Raw genomic sequence first — 24,392 nt, forward strand, 5'->3', positions numbered from 1 at the left:
AAAATTAAGCAACTATAATTATATAGACAATATATTGTATGAAACGCTAAGGATAAAAACTTAAGCATACAATATCTAGTGGAGGGGATATCATGGAGGATTTGTTAAACTTAATAAAAATAGCATTAGAAGCCATAAACGGTGAAAAGGAAGTTTATAATGAGGAAAGACTATCAAAAGCATTAGAGAGGATAATTACTCCTAAAATGGATAGTAAACAAAGGATTAAAGCAACTATGCAAGTACTTTTAGAATTAACCTCAGCAGAAGAGCCAAAATGGGAAAAAGGTGCTGCAAGATTGTTTACATATATGTTGTACGATGAGATCAAAGAAAACAGAGCATTAGGAGAAACGGAAGATCCATATAAAAACCTATATGAGTTTATAGAGTTACTTACTAATGAAGGATTATATGGAAAGTATATATTAGAGAATTATTCAAAAGAGGATATTGAAATATTAGAGAAAGAATTAAAGCCAGAGAGAGATCTCTTATTTACATATGGAGGGATAAGCTTACTTGCTAAAAGATACCTAATACAAGATTTCAATAGAAAAACTTTAGAATTACCGCAACAAATGTTTATGGGAATAGCTATGCATTTAGCAATTCCAGAAAAAAAGGAGAACAGATTGTATTGGGCTAAAAGAATTTATGATGTTTTAAGTTCATTGAAGGCTACTATGGCAACTCCAACTATGTCTAATGCAAGAAAGCCATTTTATCAATTGAGTTCATGCTTTATAGATACTGTAGATGACTCTTTAAAGGGAATATATAAATCATTAGATAACTTCGCAAAAGTCTCAAAATTTGGTGGCGGAATGGGAATATACATTGGAAAGATAAGATCTTTAGGATCACCAATCAGAGGTTTTAAAGGAGCTTCTGGTGGTGTTATACCGTGGGTAAAACTTTTTAATGACACAGCTATTGCTGTAGATCAGCTTGGAGTTAGAAATGGAAGTGTTGCAGTTTGGTTAGATGCATGGCATAAAGATATTCCAGAATTCTTACAAATAAAGACTAATAATGGAGACGATAGAAAGAAGGCACATGATGTATTTCCAGGGTTATGCTATCCAAATCTATTTTGGAAGCTTGCAGAAGAGGATATTGATGCTAACTGGTATATGATGTGTCCGCATGAGATAAGAAGTGCAAAAGGCTATTCATTAGAAGATTTTTATGGTGAAGAGTGGGAAAAAAGATATTATGAATGTGTGGAAGACGATAGAATAGAGAAAAGGGTAATGAGCGTTAAGGACATTATTAGGCTTATTATTAAAAGTGCAGCTGAAACAGGAACTCCTTTCGCATTTTATAGAGATACAGTAAATGAAATGAATCCTAATAAACACAAAGGAATGATATATTCATCTAACTTATGCACAGAAATAATGCAAAACATGAGTGCAATGGAAATACTTCAAGAAGAAATTGTTGATGAAAATGGAGATAAGATAATTGTTGAGAAAACTAAATCAGGAGATTTTGTAGTATGCAACTTATCTTCACTAGTTTTAGGAAATATCGATGTATTAAACGAGAGAGAACTTGAGTATGTTGTTGAAACTCAAATAAGAGCTATGGACAATGTTATTGATTTAAATTACTATTCAGTTCCATTTGCAGAAGTAACGAATAAAAGGTATAGGGCAATAGGTCTTGGAACCTCAGGATATCATCATATGCTTGCAAATAATAAGATAGGATGGACATCGGATGATCATAGAGAGTTTGTAGATAAGGTATATGAAAATATCAATTACTATGCGATCAAAGCAAGTACGAAGATATCTAAAGAGAAAGGTTTCTATCCATACTTTGAAGGCTCAGATTGGGAAAGTGGAGATTATTTTAAGCTAAGAGAGTATACTTCGCAAAGATGGGATGAACTTAAAGAAGAGGTAAAACATAATGGAATGAGAAATGGGTATTTAATATCTGTTGCACCAAATGGTTCAACAGCAACTATTGCTGGTACATCTGAAGGTGTAGATCCAGTAATGTCTAGATTCTGGCTTGAGGAGAAGAAAGGAAGCATAACCCCTAAAACAGCTCCTAATTTATCTATGGACAATTATTGGTACTATATTTCTGCATATAATATAGATCAGGCATGGAGTGTTAAAATGAATGGGGTAAGACAAAGACACATAGATCAAGGACAGTCTTTTAATTTATATATAACAACTAATTATACTATGAGGCAAATTATGAATCTTTATATAGAAGCCTGCAAAAGCGGAGTTAAGAGTATTTATTATGTACGTTCTAAATCACTAACAGTTGAAGATTGTGAAAGCTGTTCAGCTTAGGAGGAAATTATGAATAAGTTAATAACAAAAAAGCCGTTGTTTAATGAAAATGGTGATACAGAAGTATCAAAAAAGAAAATGATAAATGGTAATACAACTAATTTAAATGATTTTAATAATATGAAATATAATTGGGCTTCAGATTGGTACAGACAGGCAATGAATAACTTTTGGATTCCAGAAGAAATTAATCTTGCTCAAGATTTAAAGGATTATCAAAAATTAAAACCAGAAGAAAGAACAGCTTATGATAAAATTCTCTCATTCTTAATATTTCTAGATTCAATACAAACAGCAAATTTAGGAAATATAAATAATTATATTACAGCATCTGAAGTTAATCTATGTTTAACCATACAGGCCTTTCAAGAGGCCGTTCATTCACAAAGTTATTCATATATGCTAGATTCAATCTGCTCTCCAGAGAAAAGAAATGAAATATTATATCAATGGAAAGACGATAAGATATTATTAGAAAGAAATAAATTTATAGGGGATTTATACAATAATTTTGTTGAAAATCCAACACATTATAATTTCTTAAAGACAATAATGGCTAATTATGTTTTAGAAGGGGTTTATTTTTACTCTGGATTTATGTTCTTTTATAACCTTGAGAGAAATGGTAAAATGCCAGGATCAGCTCAAGAAATAAGATATATTAATAGAGATGAAAATACTCATTTATGGTTATTTAGAAGTATAATTAGAGAACTTCAAAAGGAGGAACCTCAATTATTTAATGAGGATATGGTAGAAGAATTAAGAGATATGGTAAGGGCAGGAGTTGAAAATGAAATAGCTTGGGGCCATTATGTAATTGGAGACAATATTGCAGGGTTAAATAAGAGTTTAATAGAAGATTATATTAAATATTTAGGAAATTTAAGAGTTACAGCATTAGGATTTAAACCATTATATGATGGATATAATGAAAATCCAGCTGAATGGGTAGATTTTTATGCTGATGCAAATAAAGTAAAAACAGACTTTTTTGAAGCAAAGTCAACAGCATATGCCAAAGCTGGAACTTTGGTAGATGATTTATAGAGTTAAAAATTATAATAAATATTAAAAAATAGAGTCAATTAGAAGATAAAATATGACATTTTTCTAGTTGATTCTATTTTTTTCAGAGGAAAAAGTCAAAATTTATATATCAAAGAAAATATTTAGATATTTTTGAAAAATATTGTATAATAAGAGTGGATAAGGTTACATAAATTTATAAGAGGTGATTTGTATGGAAAAATTTCTAAAAGGTATTGGAAAAGCTTGCCTTGCAGTAGCAGCTCTTATCGTAGTATTTGGACCAGCATCAATGAGTAGTATGGCAGTGGAAGAAATGCCTGAATCAATGAAAGACAAAAGATAAAAAAAGGGGGCATTTTGGCCCCTAAAAATACACTGGGGGAATTCAAAATGTTGTATAAAGTTTTTGATATATTAAATAGTTTCTGCCAATCAATTCTTTTTGTGTGGATATCAAATAATATTGCTGAAAAAGAAAATAAGAATACAAGAAATAAGTCCTATTTGCTTGTAGCTTTAATATTTGCAATCATTAATATATTTACATATATTCCGATGAGTAGTCCACTAGCAAATTTTATTATGGTAACTTTAGTGTTAGCTTTAATTGTCATATTCTATAGAAAGAAAGTAAGTGATGCGTTTTGGGGATTTGGACTAGCCTATGCCATAATCACAACGTTATCATATTTTTTGGTTACCTTTTATCAACATTTCTTTACAAAATTAAATCTAGGAATACCACAAGATGTTGAAGCAATTATATTTATATATATACCAGCATTTATTTCCTATATATTTATTTATAAATATAGAAAGAATTTATTTGAAGTTGTAATCTCATTAAAAGCTTATAAGATTTCCATAATAGTTATATTACTTATAGACTATGCTTTCATTTTTATTGATACTTTACGCATAGAGTGGACAATAGAAAGCATGGGAATTACTTTTAAGTTTCTATTATATTTCGTATCATTAATTGCTTTTATTTTTTCCTTAATTTATTTTGCTAAGATAAATAGTAAGACAAGAGAAGTTGAGCTCCTTAATGCTGAATTAAATGATAAGATTATTGAACTTAAAAAAATTAAGCATGACTATGGGAGTGAAATAAGCAGTCTATATGGATTATATCAGCTTGGAAGATATGATAGAATGGGAGAATTATTAAAAGGAATAGTAGAAAGATATCAAAATACATCTTCAGTAATAAATCTTAATGTACAAGCTAACCCTATGGTCACATCCATATTAAACAATGCACTTTCAAAAGGAATAAATATAGTTGCCTTTGATAATGCAGACTATGAGAATTTATCTATATCAGACAGTGAGCTTTTAAAATTATTATCAAATATTATAAATAATGCTATTGACGTTCTTTTAAATATACAAAATGCAACCATAAAGTATAATAGTTATAATAGCTATGATGGAATTATAGTAAACATAGAAAACAACGGCCCTGAAATTCCTAAAGAAAATAGGGAAAAGATTTTTAAAGCTGGATTTAGTACAAAGAGTGATGTAGACGGAGAACGAGGATATGGCTTAAGTATTGTACGAGACGTTATTAATAAAGCAGGAGGAGAAATAGTTCTAAGAAGTACTAAGAGTTGGACAGAATTTTCTATTAAAATACCTTACAAAAGATGTTAAAAAAGTTTTTGGGGGGAGAATATTGAGGAGATTCATAAAAGCATTCTCTAAAATAATTGCAAAATCAAATAATTATAATGAAGAGCAAGAGCAGGAAGTTGAGTATGCGTTGCGAGTTATTATATTCGAAGCAGCAAAGTTTATTGGAACTATAATTGTATTTAGCGCTATTGGTTACCCAGTAAAAGGTCTATTAGCGATTGGATTAATGTCTTTAAGTAAGCCTTTTATAGGAGGATACCATGAAGATAATCAAGTAAAATGCTTTATATCAACTCTAATAACTATAGGAATTATAATATATTTAGAAAATTGTATTAGTTTGAATTTTATTTCAGTGATTCTACTTGGAGGAGTATCAATATTTTGTATATGGAATCAAGCTCCAGTTGTTAATCCTAAAATGAGATTAACAAAGATAGATATGATTAACAGAAATAGAAGAGTAGGGATTTTTATTATTGTGTTGCAATATTTAGTTTCTATAATTTTATTTAAGTATGCATACATAGCAACTATAATAACTTGGGTTATATTATTCCAAGCTTTATTAATGTTTAATAAGGAAAAAGACATAAAATTAGGAGGATCTTAATAACTATAAGACCCTCCATTATAAATAAGTATGTTAAATTACATATTTAAAAACACAAAAGAAGTGAGATAATGTGCCTAACAAAATGAATATGTGAAATATTTCATGAAAACCTAAGTATTTAAATGTAAGTATCTTAGGTTTTATTGCATATATTAAACCACCAACAGTATAGAGAACACCGCCTAAAACAAGTAATAAAACGCCATTTAAAGAAATAGCAGAATATAGTGGAACTATTGCAAAAACAGCTAACCAGCCCATAATAATATAAATTAGAGTGGATAACCATCTAGGGCAGTTAAACCAAATCATTTTAAATACTATACCAAGAACTGCAATAGACATTATTATTGAAAAAAGCACCCAACCTTGAACTCCTTTTAATGCTATAAGACAAAGCGGAGTATAAGAACCTGCAATAAGTACAAATATCATAGAGTGATCCAATTTCCTTAAAAAACTTATAACCTTGTCAGAAGCTTTTACCATATGATATGTTGCTGAAGCTGAGTATAATAGAATCATGCTAGCACCAAAAATAGCGATTGCTGTAATAGATAAAGCTGAAGCACCATTAATAGAAACTTTTATAAGCATGAATATTAATCCTATAAGTGATGCCACAGCACCAAAAAGATGTGTAAATCCGTTGATTGGTTCTCTAAAGTACTTTTCCATTGTGAAAGCCTCCTTGTTCTGATATGTAGTTTTCAAAACTACGTGATATATTAATTACATTATGATATGATTATAGCCATGTGTCAAGTGGTAATTATAAAAAATATATATTTTTTATTTTTTTTATTTTACATAAATTGTAGATTTAAAATTAAATTTATGATATATATAGTTTAGTACATAGTATTTATAACTATACGTTAGAAGGTGAATACATGAAAAATGAAAGTATTAAGAATTTAATAGATAAATTATCATTAGAAAATGCAATAACTTTAGATGAAATACCAGAAATAGATCTATATATGGATCAAGTTATACAACTATTTGAAGCTAAGTACACTGAAGCTCTTCGAAATGAAGAAGAGAAGGTTTTGACCAAAACTATGATAAACAACTATGCTAAGGATAAATTAATAATTCCCATAAAAAACAAAAAATATTCAAAGGAGCATTTAATTCTTTTATCATTAATATATCAGTTTAAAGGAAGTTTATCTATAAATGATATAAAAAAAATAATGAATCCAATTGTTAAATCATTAAGCGAAGGTGAAGAATTCCCCTTAAGAAAATTATACACAGAATACTTAGAAATATATGACGAAGATGTGAATAATTTTAAAAATACTGTTGATAAATCTATTGAGAATATTAAGCCTGAAGAGGATGGATATATAAGCAAGATGTTACTCCTAAGTTCTTTTATAAATATGAGCAATATGTATAGAAAACTTGCAGAAAGAATAGTAGATGATATTAGCTTAAGTGAAAAATAAATATAAAATATTATGACCTAAGAAAAAGTTTATAAAAGAATATTACTTTTTCTTAGGCCAAATTTTATTCTATTCCATATTTTTTACATTTTAACGATATAGTTCTATGGGTAAGCCCTAAAGCTTTACCAGCCTTATTATAACTTCCGTATTTCTCCATAGCTTTTTGAATGATTATTTTTTCATATTCTTCGAAAGGGAGTATCTCATCATCTAGTGGAAGAATAGAGGCTTTTTTTGATGATGTTATTCTAAAGTGATAAGGTAAATCTTTTGAAGAAATAAATTCATCTTCGCAAAGATTTATTGCCCTTTCAATTATATTTTCTAATTCTCTAATATTACCAGGCCAAGAATAATTTATTAACTCAGACAAAGCAGTCTTATCAATTCCCTTTATGTTTTTAGAAAGTTTGTCGTTGATTTTGATAATAAAATACTCAACTAAGGCAGGAATATCTTCTTTCCTATCTCTAAGAGGAGGAAGCTGCACGGATAATACATTTAATCTATAGTACAAATCCTCTCTGAAAGTTCCAGTTTGTATCATTTCTTCTAAGTTTCTATTAGTAGCAGTAATAACCCTAACGTCAATTTTTTGGGGGGTTATACCTCCTAAGCTTTCAATTTCTCTTTCTTGCAATACTCTTAATAGTTTTACCTGCATTGATAAAGGCATATCACCTATTTCATCTAAAAATATAGTACCGCCATCAGCAATAGAAAATTTTCCTGGCTTTGATTTTGTTGCACCAGTAAATGCCCCTTTCTCATAACCAAAAAGCTCGCTTTCTAAAAGATTCTCTGGGATAGCAGCACAATTAACTTTAATAAACGGTTTATCTTTTCTACTAGAATTATGATGGATGGCATTTGCGATTAATTCTTTACCAGTTCCACTTTCTCCTCTAACAAGCACGGTTGATGTACTTTCAGCTGCTTTTTTAGATACATAAATAACTTCCTTAAGAGAAGAGCTAATTCCAATAATTTCTGAAAAACCATTAGAAGCTAAGGTGTGCTTCTTTAATTCTTCTCTATAATATTCAACTTGTTCTTGAGATCGTTCAAGCTTACTTGCTAATTCCTTTATCTCGGAAACAACCTTTGAAGTTGAAAGAATTCCTTTAAAGTCACCATCTATAAATAGTGGAGTTATGGTTGAGATTATATCTACACCATTTTTAGTCCTAACTATATTTTCAATACGCTCTCTTTTTTCAAATGCCTTAACTCTTAACCCTTTTGGAGAAACTTCGAATATACTTTTTCCTATGTTCTCTGATATACTTCCTAAGTGATTGATGTAAGCAGGATTAATATAAGTTATTATTCCATTTTCATCGACGAAACAGATTAAATCGTGGGAAATCTCCATAATTTTAAGAAATTTTTCGTTTAATTCCTTCATACCAACAATATCAGAAACATCTTGAAAAACTCCACAGGCGCCTATAAGCTTAGATTTGCTTATAATTGGACTTCTGTTTACAGTTATTATTCTTCCATTAATATGTTGAATTTGCCCAAATTGTTTTTGTGGAGTAGCAATAACCGAAGGTAGTTTAGTATTTTCAACTGAGTCTTCAATAGGTTTCCCAATGGCATTAGAATGTTCAATTCCAAATACTTTTAGAGCATAATCATTAATATAGGTGATATTTGAATTTATATCAATAACAACAATTCCAATAGGTAAAGAGTCGAGTATTTGTTCATTTGCAATTTTGCTTTCTTCAATGAAAACGTCGATTTGCTCCATTAACTGAGATTCTAAATTGATTTTACTCATTATAAATGAATATAAAATATCGATAGCTTTTCTTGAAGCTTCATCATCATTTTTAGAACCAATTATTATAGTTTCATTACATCTGACTCTAAGGGAAAGCAAGGCTAACATAGAAAATGCTAACCAGTCAGTCTTTTGAGGTTTTTTTATATATAGATTAACGGAATATTTTGATTGCAACTTATCAACTTCATTTACTAGCATTGCAGCAACTCTTGTATGTAGACCATTTGGATCTAGAATAGCTATGTTTCTAGTGTACATAAAATCCTCCCTTTGATAAAAAGTATCAAAAAATATGTGCTTGATAAAAAGTATCAACGTCTATATTTTATCATAAATACTGAATATATCAATGTTTTAGATGAACATTGATACATTTTATCAATAATATTATAGAAAATAGAGCATATAATAATATTAGGTAAATGTGAGTTAAAATTTTTTAACATACTCTGGAAAAATTAAAATTAATTTAATTTAAAAAAACCTTTTCATTTGCTATATTTTTATTTTTTATGATATAATATATCCGATTGAGTTAAAATAAGCAAGTTGGCATGAGACTTGCTATATATTATATTGAATATTTTATTTAGAATTAATTATAAGTTTAGGCTTATTTGAATAAGGAGGATTCTAGTAATGAAAAAAGGAATTGCAGCTTCAAAAGGCTACGCAATAGGTAAGGCATTTATACAAGAACATGAAGAAATTGTTATAACTGACCAAAAGGTAAATGATATAGTAGAAGAAAAACAAAAGCTACATAATGCGTTAGACGCATCAAGAGAGCAATTGAAAAAAATAAAAGAAAAAGCAGTTAAAGAAATGGGTGCTGAAAAAGCAGAAGTTTTTGAAGCTCATATTACACTTCTTGATGATCCAGAATTTACAGGTCAAATGGAAATGGAAATTGAAAACACTAAAATAAATGCAATGAAAGCTGTTGAAGGAGTTACAAACACTTTCGTAATGATATTCGAATCTATGGATGACGAATATATGAGAGAAAGAGCAGCTGATATTAAAGACGTTTCTAAGAGAATTATATTAAACTTAGCAGGTAAAGGTGGAGAGGCATTCTCAATTACTGAAGAAAATACAATAGTAATTGCTCACGACTTAACACCTTCAGATACAGCTCAATTAGATAGAAGCAAGGTTATTGCATTCTTAACTAACATTGGTGGAAGAACTTCACACTCTGCTATTATGGCAAGAACATTAGAAATTCCAGCTGTTGTTGGATTAGGTGATATAACAGCTACAGTACAAAATGGAGATTTTGTTATAGTAGATGGTATCAAAGGTGAAGTTATAATTAATCCATCAGAAGAAGTTGTTAATGAATATAAAGCAAAAAGAGAAGCATTCATTAAGGAACAAGAAGAATTAAAGAAATTAATTGATGTTAAGACAGTTACTAAAGATGGTAAGAGAGTTGAAGTATGTGGAAACATCGGAAAACCAGAAGATGTAAACCAAGTATTAGCTAATGGTGGAGATGGTGTTGGATTATTCAGAACAGAATTCTTATACATGGATAGAGACAGTGCACCAACTGAAGATGAGCAATATGATTCATATAGATATGTTCTTCAAAAGATGGAAGGAAAACAAGTTGTAATAAGAACATTAGATATTGGAGGAGATAAAACTCTACCTTATCTACCATTACCACAAGAAATGAATCCATTCTTAGGATATAGAGCAATAAGACTTTGTTTAGATAGAAAAGAATTATTCAAGGTTCAATTAAGAGCATTATTAAGAGCATCAATCCACGGAAAGCTAGCAGTAATGTTCCCAATGATTTCAGGATTAGAAGAATTTAATCAAGCTAAAGAAGTTGTAGAAGAATGTAAAGCAGAATTAAGAGCAGAAGGTAAAGTATACTCAGAAGAAATCCAATGGGGAATAATGGTTGAAATTCCAGCAGCTGCTGTTTATGCTGATGAATTAGCTAAACATGTAGACTTCTTCTCAATTGGAACTAATGACTTAATTCAATATACTTTAGCAGCTGATAGAATGAGTGAAAAAGTATCATATTTATATAACCCAATGCATCCAGCAGTATTAAGATTAATAAAAATGACAATCGATGGTGCTCATAAGCATGGAAAATGGGTTGGAATGTGTGGAGAGATGGCTGGAGACGAAACAGCTATAGCAACACTTGTAGAATATGGATTAGATGAATTCTCAATGAGTGCATCATCTATACTTAACGCTAAGAAGATAATAATGGAGCAATAGAATATAGAGAGATAGCAAAAACGCTCTAAACCAAAATGCATTTTGAGAGGTGAATTTCACCTCTCCTTTTTTTATATAAATTGAAATTATCGAATGATAAAGGAATCGAGTGAAATAATAATTAATAGTTAATAAAAACATAAAATTTTTATAGAATTTTTAACTTAATAAATATATAATAAGAATATGATAAAATGAAGCAAGCTAATTGGGGATTTTAATATGATAAGGAGGGGGCTTTAAATGAAAAAAATCAAAATAGCCTTATTGGGTTTAGGGAATGTCGGTAGAGGAGTATGGAAAATAATAAATGAGAATGGCGAAGAAATAAGAAAACGTTCAGGCTATGATGTTGAAGTAGCAAAAATATTAGTTAGGGATAAAAATAAAGCTAGGGGAATAGATATTCCAGAAAGACTTCTTACCACTGATTATGAAGATATTATTCAAAATGATGAAATAAAAATTATTGTTGAACTTATGGGGGGAGTAAATCCCGCAAAAGAATATATGTTGCAGGCTATGAAACAAAAGAAGCATGTAGTTACTGCAAATAAAATGGTTTTAGCTACAGAAGGGGATGAACTTTTTGAAGCAGCAGATAGATTTGGAGTTATGTTCTATTATGAGGCTTCTGTTGCAGGTGGTATTCCAATTATTCAAGGGGTTAATGAAAGTCTTGCAGCGAATAAGATAGAGCAATTATATGGGATTGTAAATGGTACTACAAACTACATATTATCAAAAATGGAGCTAGAGAATTTAGATTTTGAAACAGCTCTAAAGGAAGCTCAAGAAAAAGGCTATGCTGAAGCTGACCCAACTTCGGATGTTGAAGGATATGATGCTGCATATAAATTAGGAATATTATCTTCATTAGCTTTTGGGGCAAAAGTAAATTTTGACCAAGTATATAGAGAAGGTATAACAAAGATTAATTCTACAGATATTAATTTTGCAAGAGAACTAGGTTTTGTTATTAAATTATTAGCTATAGCAAAGGATGAGGGAAATGAATTAGAATTAAGAGTTCATCCAACATTAATTCCAAAGACACATCCTTTAGCCAATGTACATGATTCTTTCAATGCTATATTTGTAAAAGGAAATGCAGTTGGAGAATTGATGCTTTATGGAAGAGGAGCGGGAGATTTACCTACTGGTTCTGCTGTTGTGGGAGACATTCTCTCAGTGCTTAGAAATGAAGGTAATTTAGAAAACTATTCCGCAGTTAAAAACAATTTGTGGAAAAGGGAAATAAAGCCTATATCAAAAATAAACCGTAGATATTATCTAAGAATCACTGTTACTGACAGACCAGGTGTATTAGGAGAAATAACAACTATTTTCGGAAAACATAACGTAAGTATGAAATCAATAATACAAAGAGGACGCGAAAAGGATAATGCAACATTGGTTATAGTAACACATCATACAAATGAAGGTGATTTAATGAATGCACTTGAACAGATAAAGGAGCTACAGGCTCTAGAAAGTGTAGATAATTTACTTAGAATAGAAAGTTTTAATAGTTAAGGGAAGTTCTTGAATGAACTTCTCTTTTTTTAGTAATGCTAGTTAGGATGGTATAAATAGATAGCTACATACTGAATTTATGGTATAATTTTTTTATACTATATTAAAGGGTGGATACAATATGAAGAACCAAGGAAACAAGTTGCATAATAAGGCAATGTATTATTACTCAAATGGCGAATTAGAAAAAGCTCTAAACATTTGTGAAAAAGGAATGTCATTAGGCTTATCAAATGCATCTTTAATTAACTTAAAAGGGCTTTTATTATATATTCAGGGAGATTATCAAGGAGCTAAAGCAACTTGGAGGATATGCAAGGATTTTAATAATGATGATATTGCAAAGAAATATTTACACGGATTAGAATTAGACTCAGATAAAGAAGGAATGTATAGGAAGGCTCTATCTCTATATAATGACGTTAAAATAGTTGAGGCTCTTGAGATATTGGATGATTGTGCCACATCTGATTTTAACTTTATTAACGTTAATGTTCTTAGATCGAAAGCATATATTAAGTTAGGAGAATGGGAAAAAGCACAATTCTATTTAATGAAGCTAAAGGAAAAAGATAAAAACAATAAATATATTAAGGAAATAGAGCAGGAAATTGCTCTGTTTACTGGAGAGAAAAAACATTTACCTATAAAACTAATTTCAGTTTTAGGTTCTATAGGTTTATTAGTAGCTATAGTAATATTTTTGAGAACACCAATACAAAATCTATTTACTAAAAAAGAACCTCCAAAGAACAATGTAGTAATTGAAGCAAAAGAAGATACTACAGCAAAGGAAAACAACCAGACCAAAGAAGAAGTAGTTACAAAAGATTGGAGTTTATTACAACCATACATAGATAAGAAAGATTATGATTCTATGCTTGATTTTATTCATGATGTAAAAATTGATAGTCTAGATGCTAATCAAAGAAAATTATACTTAGAAAGCAAAGATTTATTAGATAAAGATGGGATTAAATATTTTTATGATAAAGCAAATGGCTTTTTTAAGAATAAAGATTTTGTAAATGCTATTAGTGAGTATAAAAAAGCTTATGAAGTAAGTGAAGGAAACTATCTTAGAGAACATATTTCATATCTAATAGCAACTTCTTATGAAAGTAATCAACAAGTGGATAAGGCTATTGAGGCATATAAAGACTATCTTAAAGAAAATGAAAAAGGTGAGTATGCTGCAGAGGTTAATTATAGATTGGCTATATTAAATAAAAACATAAATAAAGATGAGAGTGTAAAATATGCTAACGTAATTAAAAGTACATATAAAAATTCAATGTATTACAATTCTAAAATTAAAGGAATACTAGGAGAGTAGGAGAACCTTTAATAAAGTTCCCACAGTCTTATTATATTTAATTAGGAAGTGGTAGAATGATTACTATTATAAAAAATACAGAGATATATTCCCCTGAATACTTGGGAAAAAAAACACTTGTACTTGCAAATGATAAGATAGAAGGAATATATGATGAAATAGATATACCAGATAAGTTTCTAGATATTAATGTCGTTGACGGTACAAACATGATAGCTATTCCTGGATTTATAGACTCTCATGTCCATATAATGGGTGCAGGAGGAGAAGGTGGGTTTAGAACTAGAACTCCAGAAATACCATTAAGTGAGTTTGTGAAAGCTGGAACTACAACTGTAGTAGGGTGTATAGGAACAGACGGAATATGCAGAGGTATGAGAGGGTTAATTGCAAAGTGTTATGCATTAGAGGAAGAAGGAATAACAACCTATTGTTATACAGGTTCTTATGAAATTCCGGTTAGAACCTTAACTGACAGTGTGAAAGGTGATATTATGCTTTTGCATAAAGTAATAGGAGTTGGAGAAATAGCACTTTCAGACAATAGAAGCTCACAACCTACGTATGAAGAATTTTTAAATGTGGTAGCTGAAGCTAGAGTAGGAGGATTACTTTCAGGAAAAGCAGGGATAGTGAATGTACATTTAGGTGATGGAGCTAGAATGATGGAATACTTATTTAGACTAGTGGAAAGCTCAGAGATTCCAGTAACACAGCTATTACCTACACATGTAAATAGAAATGAGAGACTTTTCTTAAAAGCTATTGAGTATGCAAGTAAAGGTGGATATGTAGACTTGACAACTGCATCAGATCCTAATTTTTTAGAAGATACTGAAGTTAAGGCAAGTAGTGGTTTGAAAAGAATGCTAGAGTCTGGAGTTCCAGAGGATAGAATTACATTCTCTTCGGATGGAAATGGAAGTATGCCTAGGTTTAATGAGAAAAGGGAAATGATAGGACTTGGAATATGTTCGCTTTCATCTTTATATAGAGAATTTAAGGATTCGGTATTGAAAGAAGGGATACAGCTAGAGAAGGCACTAAAGGTGGTAACATCCAATGTGGCGCGTGTATTAAAGCTTAGTTATAAAGGCAGAATTGAAAGTGGAAAAGATGCAGATATACTTTTACTGGATAAAGAAAACTTGAATATAATAACAATGTTTGCAAAAGGCAAGAAATTGAAAGAAAACGGAAAGATATTAGTAAAAGGAACATTCGAAGGCTTTTAATGTAATATAATTTTGCATTATATATGATGTTGACAAATTATATAAGTAAACATATAATTAATTAAAACGACATACCCTTAGGGGGTATAACATGGAGGTATAAAAATGATTCACTTAGAAGAAAAAGATTTTGATAATGAAGTAAGAAACTATGATGGAGTAGTATTGATTGATTTTTGGGCTACATGGTGTGCGCCTTGTAAAATGATTGCACCTATTGTAGAAGCACTTTCAAAAGAAATTACAGAAGTTAAATTTGCTAAGGTTGATGTGGATAAAAATCCTGCTATTGCAAATGAATTTAAAATAGCATCAATTCCAACCCTAAAGATATTTAAAGCTGGAGAAGTTGTAGATACATTAGTAGGATTTAGACCAAAGGAAGAAATTGAAGCATTAATTAGAAAACATTTATAATTTGAGGTGTACTATGAGTGAAAGGTACGATATTGCAATTATAGGCTCAGGACCAGCTGGGTTATCAGCCGCGATTAATGCTAAAATACGTAACAAGAAATATATTATTTTTGGTAATAAGGAATTAAGTACTAAATTAATCAAAGCACCAAAGGTAAATAATTATTTAGGATTGCCAGGAGTTAAAGGTGTAGAGCTTAAGGATGCATTTCAGAAGCATATTGATGAAATGGGAATAGAAATTACTTATGAAAGAGTAAATAATGTATATGCTATGGGTGAATATTATTCACTTATGGTAAATGATAAAATATATGAAGCTACAACAGTAATTTTAGCTACTGGAGTTGAATTTTCAAGACCTATTGAGGGAGAAGAGACTTTCTTAGGAAAAGGTGTTGGATACTGTGCAACCTGTGATGCTCCTTTATATAGGGGAAAAGATGTTGCAATAATCGGATATAATTCAGAAGGCGAAGAGGAAGCTAACTATGTATCAGAATTAGCGTCTAAAGTATATTATATTCCCATGTATAAGGGAGAATTTAATATAAATTCCTCAATAGAAGTTATTGAGGATATTCCTGAAAGAGTTATTGGAGATGGATCAGTTACAAAACTTCAATTAAAGAAATCAGAAGTAACTGTTGATGGGATATTCTTTTTAAGAGATTCTATTTCGCCAGCACAATTAGTTCCAGGACTTAAAATTGAAGATGATCATATCTATGTAGATAGAACTATGAGCACTAATTTAAAAGGTTGTTTTGCTGCAGGAGACTGTATTGGTAAGCCTTACCAATACATAAAAGCTGCTGGAGAAGGTTTAATAGCTGCTTTAAGTGCAGTTTCTTATTTAGATAAGATAAAATAAGAATAGAGGTGAAAAAGTATAATGCTTTTTCACCTCTATTCTTAAATGCGAAAGAAGACATGATTTCCTATATTTTTTACTTTTTTCTTTTCTATATTTTTCATCCAATTACTTGTTGAAATAACTGGATTATAGAAGAACAAGGCATCATTTGTAGGGTCTACTCCTCTTATTGCTTCATAAACAGCAGTATAAGAATCTTTATCAGGTGTAACATTTATTGTACCGCCTTTGACACAAGAGAAGGCATTCTTTTGCTTTATGACTCCTTCAATGGTTCTAGGAAACTTTGGATTAGTTACTCTGTTAAGAATAACTGAGGCTACAGCAATTTTACCTTCTAAGGGTTCTCCTTTAGATTCTGCATAAACTACCATAGCCATCAAATCAATATCTTCTTTTGTAATGTACAGAGTTTTACTATTATAAGAAAAAACCTCAACAACTTCTTCTTTTTCCTTATATAAGTCTTTAGCTTCGTTATTATTAACTGCTAATATTCTGCTCTCCCCAAGTAAGATGTCTTTTTTTATAGGGATTGCGCTTTGTGTATCAGTTATACTTTCCATTGCACATACCCTAATTCCGCTTAAATAAAAGAAAAAGGTTAAAAAGAAGAATGAAAATAAATATAATTTTTTCATGTTTCTCCTCCTTTTGGATAAACCCTGTTCGGAAATAGTTTAACCAATTTTAAGTGGATAATACATTTTTTATTTAATAATATTAGAATATTTTTCTTTATAAGTATTTAATGAGGAAATTAGGTCTTGTCTTTTGGAGAAAGCATTGTCATAAATGTCATCAATATTCTTATCATATGAAGGAGAAGAAGATTCACTTACAATAGTTTCGCGCATAGAATTTAAGTATATTGAGCAAAGGTTAATTATAGATTGAAAATCCTCATAACTAGAATATAAAGATTGAGGTACAGATAATGTAGAGCAATCTTTTAGTAACTCTTCTAATGTTGCTTGTTTTTTGTATATATCATTTAGAATATTATCTAGGGAACCTTTAGTATCATAGCAATGAGTTAATGCTGGCTTTAAATCTTGAGTCAATAAACTTGCGCTTGCATAAAACTTATTAAGAGCATAATTATAGTCACTTTGTATAAGCTTTGTTATATCGGAGTTCAATAAATCTTTTGATGTATCCAATAAATTAGTTAACAGTTGATTGTTAAATTCATAAAAGTTATTAAAACCTGAAAGTTTAGAAACTATGCTTTTGTGTGAATCATAAAAATCTTTTATATCCTCGAGATTTTGAATTGAAGAAGTAAGGTTCTTAATATATTCAGGCGAAGAATTTGATTTATCTTTAAGAAGATTAAAATTAGAATAAAAATTTTTGTAAAGCTCTAAAAGAGGTAAATAATCTGCATATTTACCAGATAAGGCGCTAGACTTTTTGTAAGCTTCATCTAATTTTAGTGCAGAGGATTGTCCAATAGTGTAAGAGGAGTTAAAATCGTATTTTTCTTCTTTTAAAAGAGTATCATATGATGTATTAATAGTAGTAAGTGTATTTAATAGCTTGGATGTTTTATTTTGTGAGATAAAGTAATTTGCTATAAAGAAGGATATAAGTATTAAGGTTATGGCTATAATAATTAGATAATAAAAGTTCTTTTTTAATTTCATTGATGCCTCCACATAAAAAATATTATATTTTAATATTATGTTAATTTGGAAAAATTAATTCTAATTTATTAATAATTTCCTTAGAGTTATATATTAAGAATCTGCAAATTGGTGTATAATCTAAAGTAGAGAAGCTATATTGTAAGGGGTGAGATGAGGTGCAAGATTTCTTGAATTTAACTGTAAATACAATTAAAAATATATCCGTTTGGTCTGTTTTGGATATTTTAGTTGTTGCTTTTATATTTTATAAAGGATATATGCTTATTAAAGAAACTAGAGCTGAGCAATTATTAAAGGGCATTATCTTAATTGTGGCACTTATTCCAATTAGTTACGTATTGAGATTAAATATGCTTTATGTAATCCTTAGTAAAACAATAACAATTGGAGTGTTAACAATAGTAATTATATTTCAGCCAGAGATAAGAAGAGCACTAGAGCATTTAGGCAGAACAGCCTTTGATGATATTCATCCCATTCAAGATAAAGAAGAATTAGGTAAAGTAATTAATGAGATAGTTAATGCAGTAGAATCTCTATCAAAATCTAAAACAGGAGCATTAATAGCAATTGAACAGAGCACTGGGTTAGGAGAAGTTATACAAACAGGAACAAAAATAGATGGGATAGTCTCTTCAGCCATATTAGAAAATATTTTTGTGGTTAATACGCCATTGCATGATGGGGCAACAATTATTAGAGAAAACAGAATAATAGCATCCGGGTGTGTACTCCCTTTAACAGGAAATGGGGAGATAAACAAGAAACTTGGAACAAGGCATAGAGCTGGAATAGGGATTTCAGAGGTATCAGATGCAATAATTGTTATTGTATCAGAAGAAACAGGTACAATTTCCTTAGCTATAAATGGCAGATTAACAAGAAATTATGATAAAGAGAAACTAAGAACTGTTCTAACAAAAGTAATTGAAAGCAAGCAAAATAGAAGGGTTAAAACTGCTGGGGAAAGGGTGAAAACATGGATCAAAAAGTTAGCAAAAGGCAACAAATAATAATACAAATAATTTGTGTAATACTTTCTTTTGGTTTATGGCTATACATATCAAATGTTGAAAGTCCTGTCAGGACATATACCCTTGAAAAAGTACCTGTGGAGATTTTGAATGAAGGCACATTAAAAAATTCAGGTTTGGTGTTAGAACCAAATCAAAAAGTATACGTGGATTTAAAGTTAGAAGGACCATCATCGGAAGTATATTCCGTAAAAAAGGAACAGTTTAAAATTACTGCAGATCTTGAGTCATATGCTTTAAAAAAAGGTCAAAATAATGTTCCTGTGGAGATAGTAGATTATCCCTCAAATATAAATATAAAAAATGACGGGTTTTTGAGAGTCACTATAGTAATAGATCAATTAGAAACTAAAACCATATCAATTAAAAATGAATTGAATATTTCTACCAGAAAAGAATATTATGCAGGCGAACCAACCTTATCAGCAAATAAAGGAACAATTTCAGGACCATCGAAATATGTGAATTCTGTAGCAAGTCTTGTAGCTAAAGGAGACTTCTTAAATTTAGACAAGGATTTTTCAACATCTGTAAAATTAGTTCCAGTGGATAGTAGTAATAATACGGTAGGAAATATAAATATAGAGCCAGCTAATATTGATGTAACAATACCAGTTAGACAATTAAAACCTATTAAGGTTAATGTCATAACTACGGGTAATCTTCCAAGTGGACTATCATTAAAATCTATATTACCTGAAAATGAATATATTGAGCTTCAGGGCAATGAAGGGGTTATAGATAACATTGCTTCAATAGATACTGAAGCAATTGACTTATCCAAGATAACTTCAAGTGGAAGTGTTACGGTTAATTTGAAGTTCCCAAATGGAGTTACTTCTCAAACTAAAGCAGTTAATGTTGATATTCAGTTAGAAAAAATAATAAGCAAAGATATCATGGTACCAATTACTGTGAAATCATTAGGAGATGGGTTAGCATCTTCATTGAATAAAACGCAAGTAAAGGTAACAATAAGTGGTTTAGAAAGTAATGTTAATAAAATTACACCTGATATGTTTAAAGGTGAAATAGATTTATCAAGCTTGGGAGAAGGAACTTATGATTTAACACCTAAGATAACGTCAAGTAATTCTAATAATATTACAATTTCACCACCAGAAAAAGTTACAGTTGTAATAACGAAAAAGTAGAATTTTTAAAAGGTAAAAGGAAGAAATTATAGCTATAATGCAACATATAATTTCTTCCTTAAAATTTACTGAAGACTTTTTTTATGTTAAAATAACCTTTATGTCTATATAGATTATTAGGAGGACTTATGGCAATTAGAATAAATAATTTAACATTAAATATAGAAGAGGATAATTCATCCTTAACAAAAAAAGTTGCAAAGAAGTTAGGAATAGGGGTAAAAAGCTTACCTGAAATTAGAATAATAAAGGAATCAATAGATGCTAGAAAAAAGGATAGTATAAAGCTTAATTATTGCATTGAAGTTTCTATGGAAAATGAGGAACAATTAGTTAAGAGTATAAATGATAAAGATGTAAAAATAGAAGACGAAGTATATGAAGAAGAATTTAACTTAGGAACTAAAAAATTAAACACTAGACCTGTAGTAATTGGTATGGGTCCTGCAGGATTATTTGCAGCTCTTTTACTAGCTAGAAAAGGATATAGGCCAATAGTTTTTGAAAGAGGAGAAGATATAGATAATAGAAGTAAGACAGTGGATTTATTTTGGGCAGACGGGACGCTAAAAGAAAATTCAAATGTACAATTTGGAGAAGGTGGAGCAGGGACATTTTCTGATGGTAAGTTGACTACTAGAATAAAAGATGCTAGATGCAGTTATGTACTTAAGGCATTGGTTAAAGGTGGGGCACCTGAAGAAATAATATATAAGGCTAAGCCTCATGTTGGAACAGATATACTAAAAGAGGTTGTGAAAAATATAAGGGAAGAAATAAAGTCTTTAGGAGGAGAAGTAAACTTTAATTCTACCTTGAATAATATAACTATGGAAAATGGAAAAATAAAAGAGATACAAGTAGATGAAATGAAAATCTCCTGTGAAACTCTTATTTTAGCAATTGGGCATAGTTCAAGGGATACTTATGAAATGTTAAATAGATGTGGAATACATATGGAACAAAAACCATTTGCCATAGGAGTTAGAGTTGAACATCCTCAGGAACTAATTGATAAAAATCAGTATGGAAAATATGCAGGACATCCCAAACTGCATGCAGCAGAATATAGACTTTCGCATACATCTAAAGAAACTGGAAGAGGGGTATACTCTTTTTGTATGTGTCCTGGTGGCTTAGTAGTAGCAACAGCTTCAGAAGAGGGAAGATTAGTTACAAATGGTATGAGCTATCATGCAAGAGATAAGCAAAATGCTAATTCAGCAATAGTAGTGACTGTAGCACCAGGAGATTTCGAAAGTAAATCTCCGTTAGCAGGCATAGAATTTCAAAGAAAATATGAGGAATTAGCATACAAAGCTGGTGGAGGAAGCTTTATTGCACCAGTACAATTGATAGGAGATTTTTTAAAGGATACAAGATCACAAAAAATTGGTAGCGTCATGCCTAGTTATAAACCGGGTTATGAATTAACAGATATGAGAAAATGCTTACCTGAATTTGTTGTAAATTCTCTTAAAGAAGGACTAGTAGCCTTTGATAGAAAAATAAATGGTTTTGCTGAAGAAAATGCAATAATGACTGGAATCGAAACAAGAACATCTGCACCAGTTAGAATTCCTAGAAATGAAGATCTTCAAAGTATATCTTTAGAAGGTTTATATCCTGCAGGAGAAGGGGCAGGATATGCAGGAGGCATTATATCTGCAGCTGTGGATGGGTTAAAGGTAGCTGAAAAATTAATTAAAAAATATGCGCCATGTTAAATGGTATAAGAATAATATAGCTTCTAAAATTTTAGAAGCTATATTATGTATAATGAATTATATATAATCTAAATTTTCTGAAAAATAATGTTTTGTGTATTTTTTCTGATAAAATAGAAGTGGATATTTTTAAAATGAATTGTTATAAAATTAACAATTTATTTCACAAAATATACCTTAAACAACTAAATGTGTAAGAAAAGTATTTAAAATAAATTAAAGAGGTGTAATAATGAGCAAGAATTTTGACGATTTATTATCAAAGTTACAAAGTGTAAAAACAAAAAAAGTTGCAGTCGCTGTTGCGCAAGACGAACCAGTACTTGAGGCTATTAAAGAAGCAAAGGAACAAGGTTTTGCGGATGCTATTTTAGTAGGGGATAAAGTTGAGATTGAAAAAATAGCTAAAAAGATAGACATGGATTTAATGAAGTTTGAAATTATTCATGAAGCAGATGTTAAAAAGGCAGCTTTATTTGCTGTTCAATTGGTATCAAGTGGAAAAGCTGATATGGTAATGAAAGGCTTAGTTGATACAGCTACATTTTTAAGAAGTGTTTTAAACAAAGAAGTTGGATTAAGAACTGGAAAATTAATGTCTCATGTAGCAGTTTTTGAAGTTGATAAGTTAGATAGATTACTATTTTTAACTGATGCTGCATTTAATACTTACCCAGATCTTAAAGCTAAAATTGATATAGTAAATAACTCAGTTAAAGTTGCTAGAGCATGTGGAATTAAACTTCCAAAGGTAGCACCAATTTGTGCAGTTGAGGTAGTAAATCCAGATATGCCAGCTACAGTAGATGCAGCACTATTATCTAAAATGTCAGAAAGAGGACAAATTAAGGGATGCGTAATTGATGGACCTCTAGCATTTGATAATGCTTTATCAGAAGAAGCAGCTCATCATAAAAATGTTACTGGAGAAGTTGCAGGAAAGGCAGATATATTCTTATTACCAAACATAGAAACAGCAAATGTAATGTATAAATGTTTAACATATCTTTCTCATTCAAGAAACGGAGGATGCTTAGTAGGAACTTCAGCCCCAGTTATATTAACTTCTAGAGCAGATTCTGTTGAAACTAAGGTTAATTCAATAGCACTTGCAGCACTAGTTGCAGAAAGTAAATAATTATTTAAGGAGGATTATAAAATGGCTTACAAACTATTAATCATTAATCCAGGCTCTACATCTACAAAGATAGGTGTTTATGAGGATGAAAAGGAATTATTTGAAGAAACATTAAGACACTCAGCAGAAGAAATAGGTAAATATGCATCAATTTTTGAACAAAAGGATTTTAGAAAAGAAGTAATTCTTAAAGTTTTAGCAGATAAAAACTTTGATATTAAATCCCTAAGTGCTGTAGTAGGTAGAGGTGGAATGCTAAAACCTATACCTGGTGGTACTTATAATGTAAATGAAGCTTTACTAGCAGATTTAAGGGTAGCAGCATATGGTCAACATGCTTCAAATCTTGGAGCTATATTGGCTAATGAAATAGCTAAAGAAATAGGAGTAAAAGCATTTATAGTTGATCCAGTTGTTGTTGATGAATTAATAGATGTAGCTAGATTATCAGGAGTACCTGAACTTCCAAGAAAATCTATATTCCATGCACTAAACCAAAAAGCTGTAGCAAAGAGATATGCTAAAGAACATAATAAAAAATATGAAGATGTTAACTTAGTTGTTGTTCATATGGGCGGCGGAGTATCTGTAGGAGCTCATAAAGCTGGTAGAATTATTGATGTAAATAATACTTTAGATGGAGAAGGTCCTTTTTCTCCAGAAAGAGCTGGATCAACTCCTGCTGGAGACTTAATTAAGTTATGCTTTAGTGGAAAATACACTGAAGAAGAACTTTATAAGAAGATTGTTGGTAAAGGCGGATATGTAGCTTACCTAAATACTAACGATGCTAGAGACGTTTCAAAATTAGTAAACGAAGGAAATGAAGAAGCAAAGTTAGTTTATGGAGCATTTATTCATCAAGTTACAAAAGCTATAGGAGAATATTCAGTAGTATTAGAAGGTAAAATAGATGCTATAATTCTTACTGGTGGTATCGCATATGGTAAGGAAGTTACTGAAGCTATAGAAAAGAAAGTTAGCTGGATTGCACCAGTTGTAGTATATCCAGGAGAAGATGAACTTTTAGCTTTAGCTCAAGGTGCTATAAGAGTACTTAGCGGAGAAGAAACAGCTAAAGAATATTAAAATAGAATTATTATATAGTTTAAAAGAGTAGAAATTAGTTGATTTCTGCTCTTTTTTTCTAAATATTTCA

Annotated in this window: 21 protein-coding genes; 17 read left to right on the plus strand and 4 right to left on the minus strand. The window is 30.3% G+C overall.

All coding sequences use genetic code 11. The annotated features are described in order from the left end of the window. Positions 1-92: 92 nt before the first annotated feature. The 5 genes from L1S47_RS15075 to L1S47_RS15090 all read left to right on the plus strand — a co-directional run bounded on the left by L1S47_RS15075 (position 93) and on the right by L1S47_RS15090 (position 5,613). Entirely contained in the window at positions 93-2,324 is a 2,232-nt protein-coding gene (locus L1S47_RS15075; RefSeq protein WP_238884324.1) for a ribonucleoside-diphosphate reductase subunit alpha, read from the plus strand. A 9-nt stretch (positions 2,325-2,333) separates the two neighbouring features. Further along, entirely contained in the window at positions 2,334-3,374 is a 1,041-nt protein-coding gene (locus L1S47_RS15080) for a ribonucleotide-diphosphate reductase subunit beta (RefSeq protein WP_238884325.1), read from the plus strand. A gap of 193 nt (positions 3,375-3,567) precedes the next feature. After that, complete coding sequence (locus L1S47_RS20645; protein ID WP_274228984.1) at positions 3,568-3,699, plus strand: hypothetical protein; 132 nt, start codon at positions 3,568-3,570, stop codon at positions 3,697-3,699. Positions 3,700-3,746: 47 nt separating this feature from the next. Then, positions 3,747-5,018, plus strand: coding sequence for a sensor histidine kinase (locus L1S47_RS15085; protein ID WP_238884326.1), 1,272 nt, complete (start codon positions 3,747-3,749; stop codon positions 5,016-5,018). Between the two features lie 22 nt (positions 5,019-5,040). Next, positions 5,041-5,613 carry an accessory gene regulator ArgB-like protein gene (locus L1S47_RS15090; protein WP_238884327.1) on the plus strand — a complete coding sequence of 191 codons (573 nt, stop codon included), beginning with the start codon at positions 5,041-5,043 and terminating at the stop codon, positions 5,611-5,613. Between the two features lie 33 nt (positions 5,614-5,646). On the opposite strand, the gene L1S47_RS15095 is transcribed toward L1S47_RS15090, so the two are convergent. Next, positions 5,647-6,294: a hemolysin III family protein gene (locus L1S47_RS15095; protein WP_238884328.1), complete on the minus strand. Its 648-nt coding sequence runs from the start codon at positions 6,292-6,294 to the stop codon at positions 5,647-5,649. 215 nt (positions 6,295-6,509) lie between these two features. On the opposite strand from L1S47_RS15095, the gene L1S47_RS15100 reads away from it, so the two are divergent. Next, positions 6,510-7,073 (plus strand): DUF1836 domain-containing protein, encoded by a 564-nt coding sequence (locus L1S47_RS15100; RefSeq protein WP_238884329.1) that lies wholly within the window; start codon positions 6,510-6,512, stop codon positions 7,071-7,073. 64 nt (positions 7,074-7,137) lie between these two features. Here the strand turns inward: L1S47_RS15100 and L1S47_RS15105 are convergent, their stop codons facing one another. After that, entirely contained in the window at positions 7,138-9,129 is a 1,992-nt protein-coding gene (locus tag L1S47_RS15105) for a sigma 54-interacting transcriptional regulator (protein ID WP_238884330.1), read from the minus strand. Positions 9,130-9,510: 381 nt separating this feature from the next. Here L1S47_RS15105 and ptsP point away from each other — a divergent pair, with 381 nt between their 5' ends. From ptsP to L1S47_RS15135, 6 genes are all read left to right on the plus strand, one after another. Next, positions 9,511-11,127, plus strand: a complete 1,617-nt coding sequence (gene ptsP, locus L1S47_RS15110) for a phosphoenolpyruvate--protein phosphotransferase (RefSeq protein WP_238884331.1) — start codon at positions 9,511-9,513, stop codon at positions 11,125-11,127. A gap of 243 nt (positions 11,128-11,370) precedes the next feature. After that, positions 11,371-12,663 carry a homoserine dehydrogenase gene (locus L1S47_RS15115; RefSeq protein WP_238884332.1) on the plus strand — a complete coding sequence of 431 codons (1,293 nt, stop codon included), beginning with the start codon at positions 11,371-11,373 and terminating at the stop codon, positions 12,661-12,663. A gap of 121 nt (positions 12,664-12,784) precedes the next feature. After that, complete coding sequence (locus tag L1S47_RS15120; protein WP_238884333.1) at positions 12,785-13,999, plus strand: tetratricopeptide repeat protein; 1,215 nt, start codon at positions 12,785-12,787, stop codon at positions 13,997-13,999. 56 nt (positions 14,000-14,055) lie between these two features. After that, entirely contained in the window at positions 14,056-15,234 is a 1,179-nt protein-coding gene (gene iadA / locus L1S47_RS15125; RefSeq protein ID WP_238884334.1) for a beta-aspartyl-peptidase, read from the plus strand. A gap of 105 nt (positions 15,235-15,339) precedes the next feature. Next, the gene (gene trxA / locus L1S47_RS15130) at positions 15,340-15,651 is read left to right on the plus strand and encodes a thioredoxin (protein ID WP_202769324.1); all 312 of its coding nucleotides are present in this window, start codon (positions 15,340-15,342) and stop codon (positions 15,649-15,651) included. 13 nt (positions 15,652-15,664) lie between these two features. Continuing rightward, positions 15,665-16,525: an NAD(P)/FAD-dependent oxidoreductase gene (locus tag L1S47_RS15135; RefSeq protein ID WP_238884335.1), complete on the plus strand. Its 861-nt coding sequence runs from the start codon at positions 15,665-15,667 to the stop codon at positions 16,523-16,525. Between the two features lie 41 nt (positions 16,526-16,566). Here the strand turns inward: L1S47_RS15135 and L1S47_RS15140 are convergent, their stop codons facing one another. Together L1S47_RS15140 and L1S47_RS15145 are read right to left on the minus strand one after the other, a co-directional pair. Beyond that, the gene (locus L1S47_RS15140; RefSeq protein ID WP_238884336.1) at positions 16,567-17,169 is read right to left on the minus strand and encodes a cell wall hydrolase; all 603 of its coding nucleotides are present in this window, start codon (positions 17,167-17,169) and stop codon (positions 16,567-16,569) included. Between the two features lie 69 nt (positions 17,170-17,238). After that, positions 17,239-18,177, minus strand: a complete 939-nt coding sequence (locus L1S47_RS15145) for a hypothetical protein (protein ID WP_238884337.1) — start codon at positions 18,175-18,177, stop codon at positions 17,239-17,241. Positions 18,178-18,335: 158 nt separating this feature from the next. Between L1S47_RS15145 and cdaA the strand changes: the two genes are divergently transcribed. From cdaA to buk, 5 genes are all read left to right on the plus strand, one after another. After that, on the plus strand, positions 18,336-19,193 hold the full coding sequence (gene cdaA / locus L1S47_RS15150; protein ID WP_238884338.1) for a diadenylate cyclase CdaA: 858 nt from the start codon (positions 18,336-18,338) through the stop codon (positions 19,191-19,193). Beyond that, the gene (locus L1S47_RS15155; RefSeq protein WP_238884339.1) at positions 19,160-20,368 is read left to right on the plus strand and encodes a CdaR family protein; all 1,209 of its coding nucleotides are present in this window, start codon (positions 19,160-19,162) and stop codon (positions 20,366-20,368) included. Before cdaA ends, L1S47_RS15155 begins: the two co-directional genes overlap by 34 nt. A 128-nt stretch (positions 20,369-20,496) precedes the next feature. Continuing rightward, positions 20,497-22,095, plus strand: coding sequence for an NAD(P)/FAD-dependent oxidoreductase (locus L1S47_RS15160; RefSeq protein WP_238884340.1), 1,599 nt, complete (start codon positions 20,497-20,499; stop codon positions 22,093-22,095). 232 nt (positions 22,096-22,327) lie between these two features. Next, the gene (ptb, locus tag L1S47_RS15165; RefSeq protein ID WP_202769317.1) at positions 22,328-23,233 is read left to right on the plus strand and encodes a phosphate butyryltransferase; all 906 of its coding nucleotides are present in this window, start codon (positions 22,328-22,330) and stop codon (positions 23,231-23,233) included. A 21-nt stretch (positions 23,234-23,254) separates the two neighbouring features. Continuing rightward, complete coding sequence (gene buk / locus L1S47_RS15170) at positions 23,255-24,322, plus strand: butyrate kinase (protein WP_238884341.1); 1,068 nt, start codon at positions 23,255-23,257, stop codon at positions 24,320-24,322. The last annotated feature ends 70 nt before the right edge of the window (positions 24,323-24,392 follow it).

The sequence above is a fragment of the Clostridium sp. YIM B02551 genome (genome assembly GCF_022324735.1).
In the GTDB taxonomy this organism is placed as follows: domain Bacteria; phylum Bacillota; class Clostridia; order Clostridiales; family Clostridiaceae; genus Clostridium_T; species Clostridium_T paridis.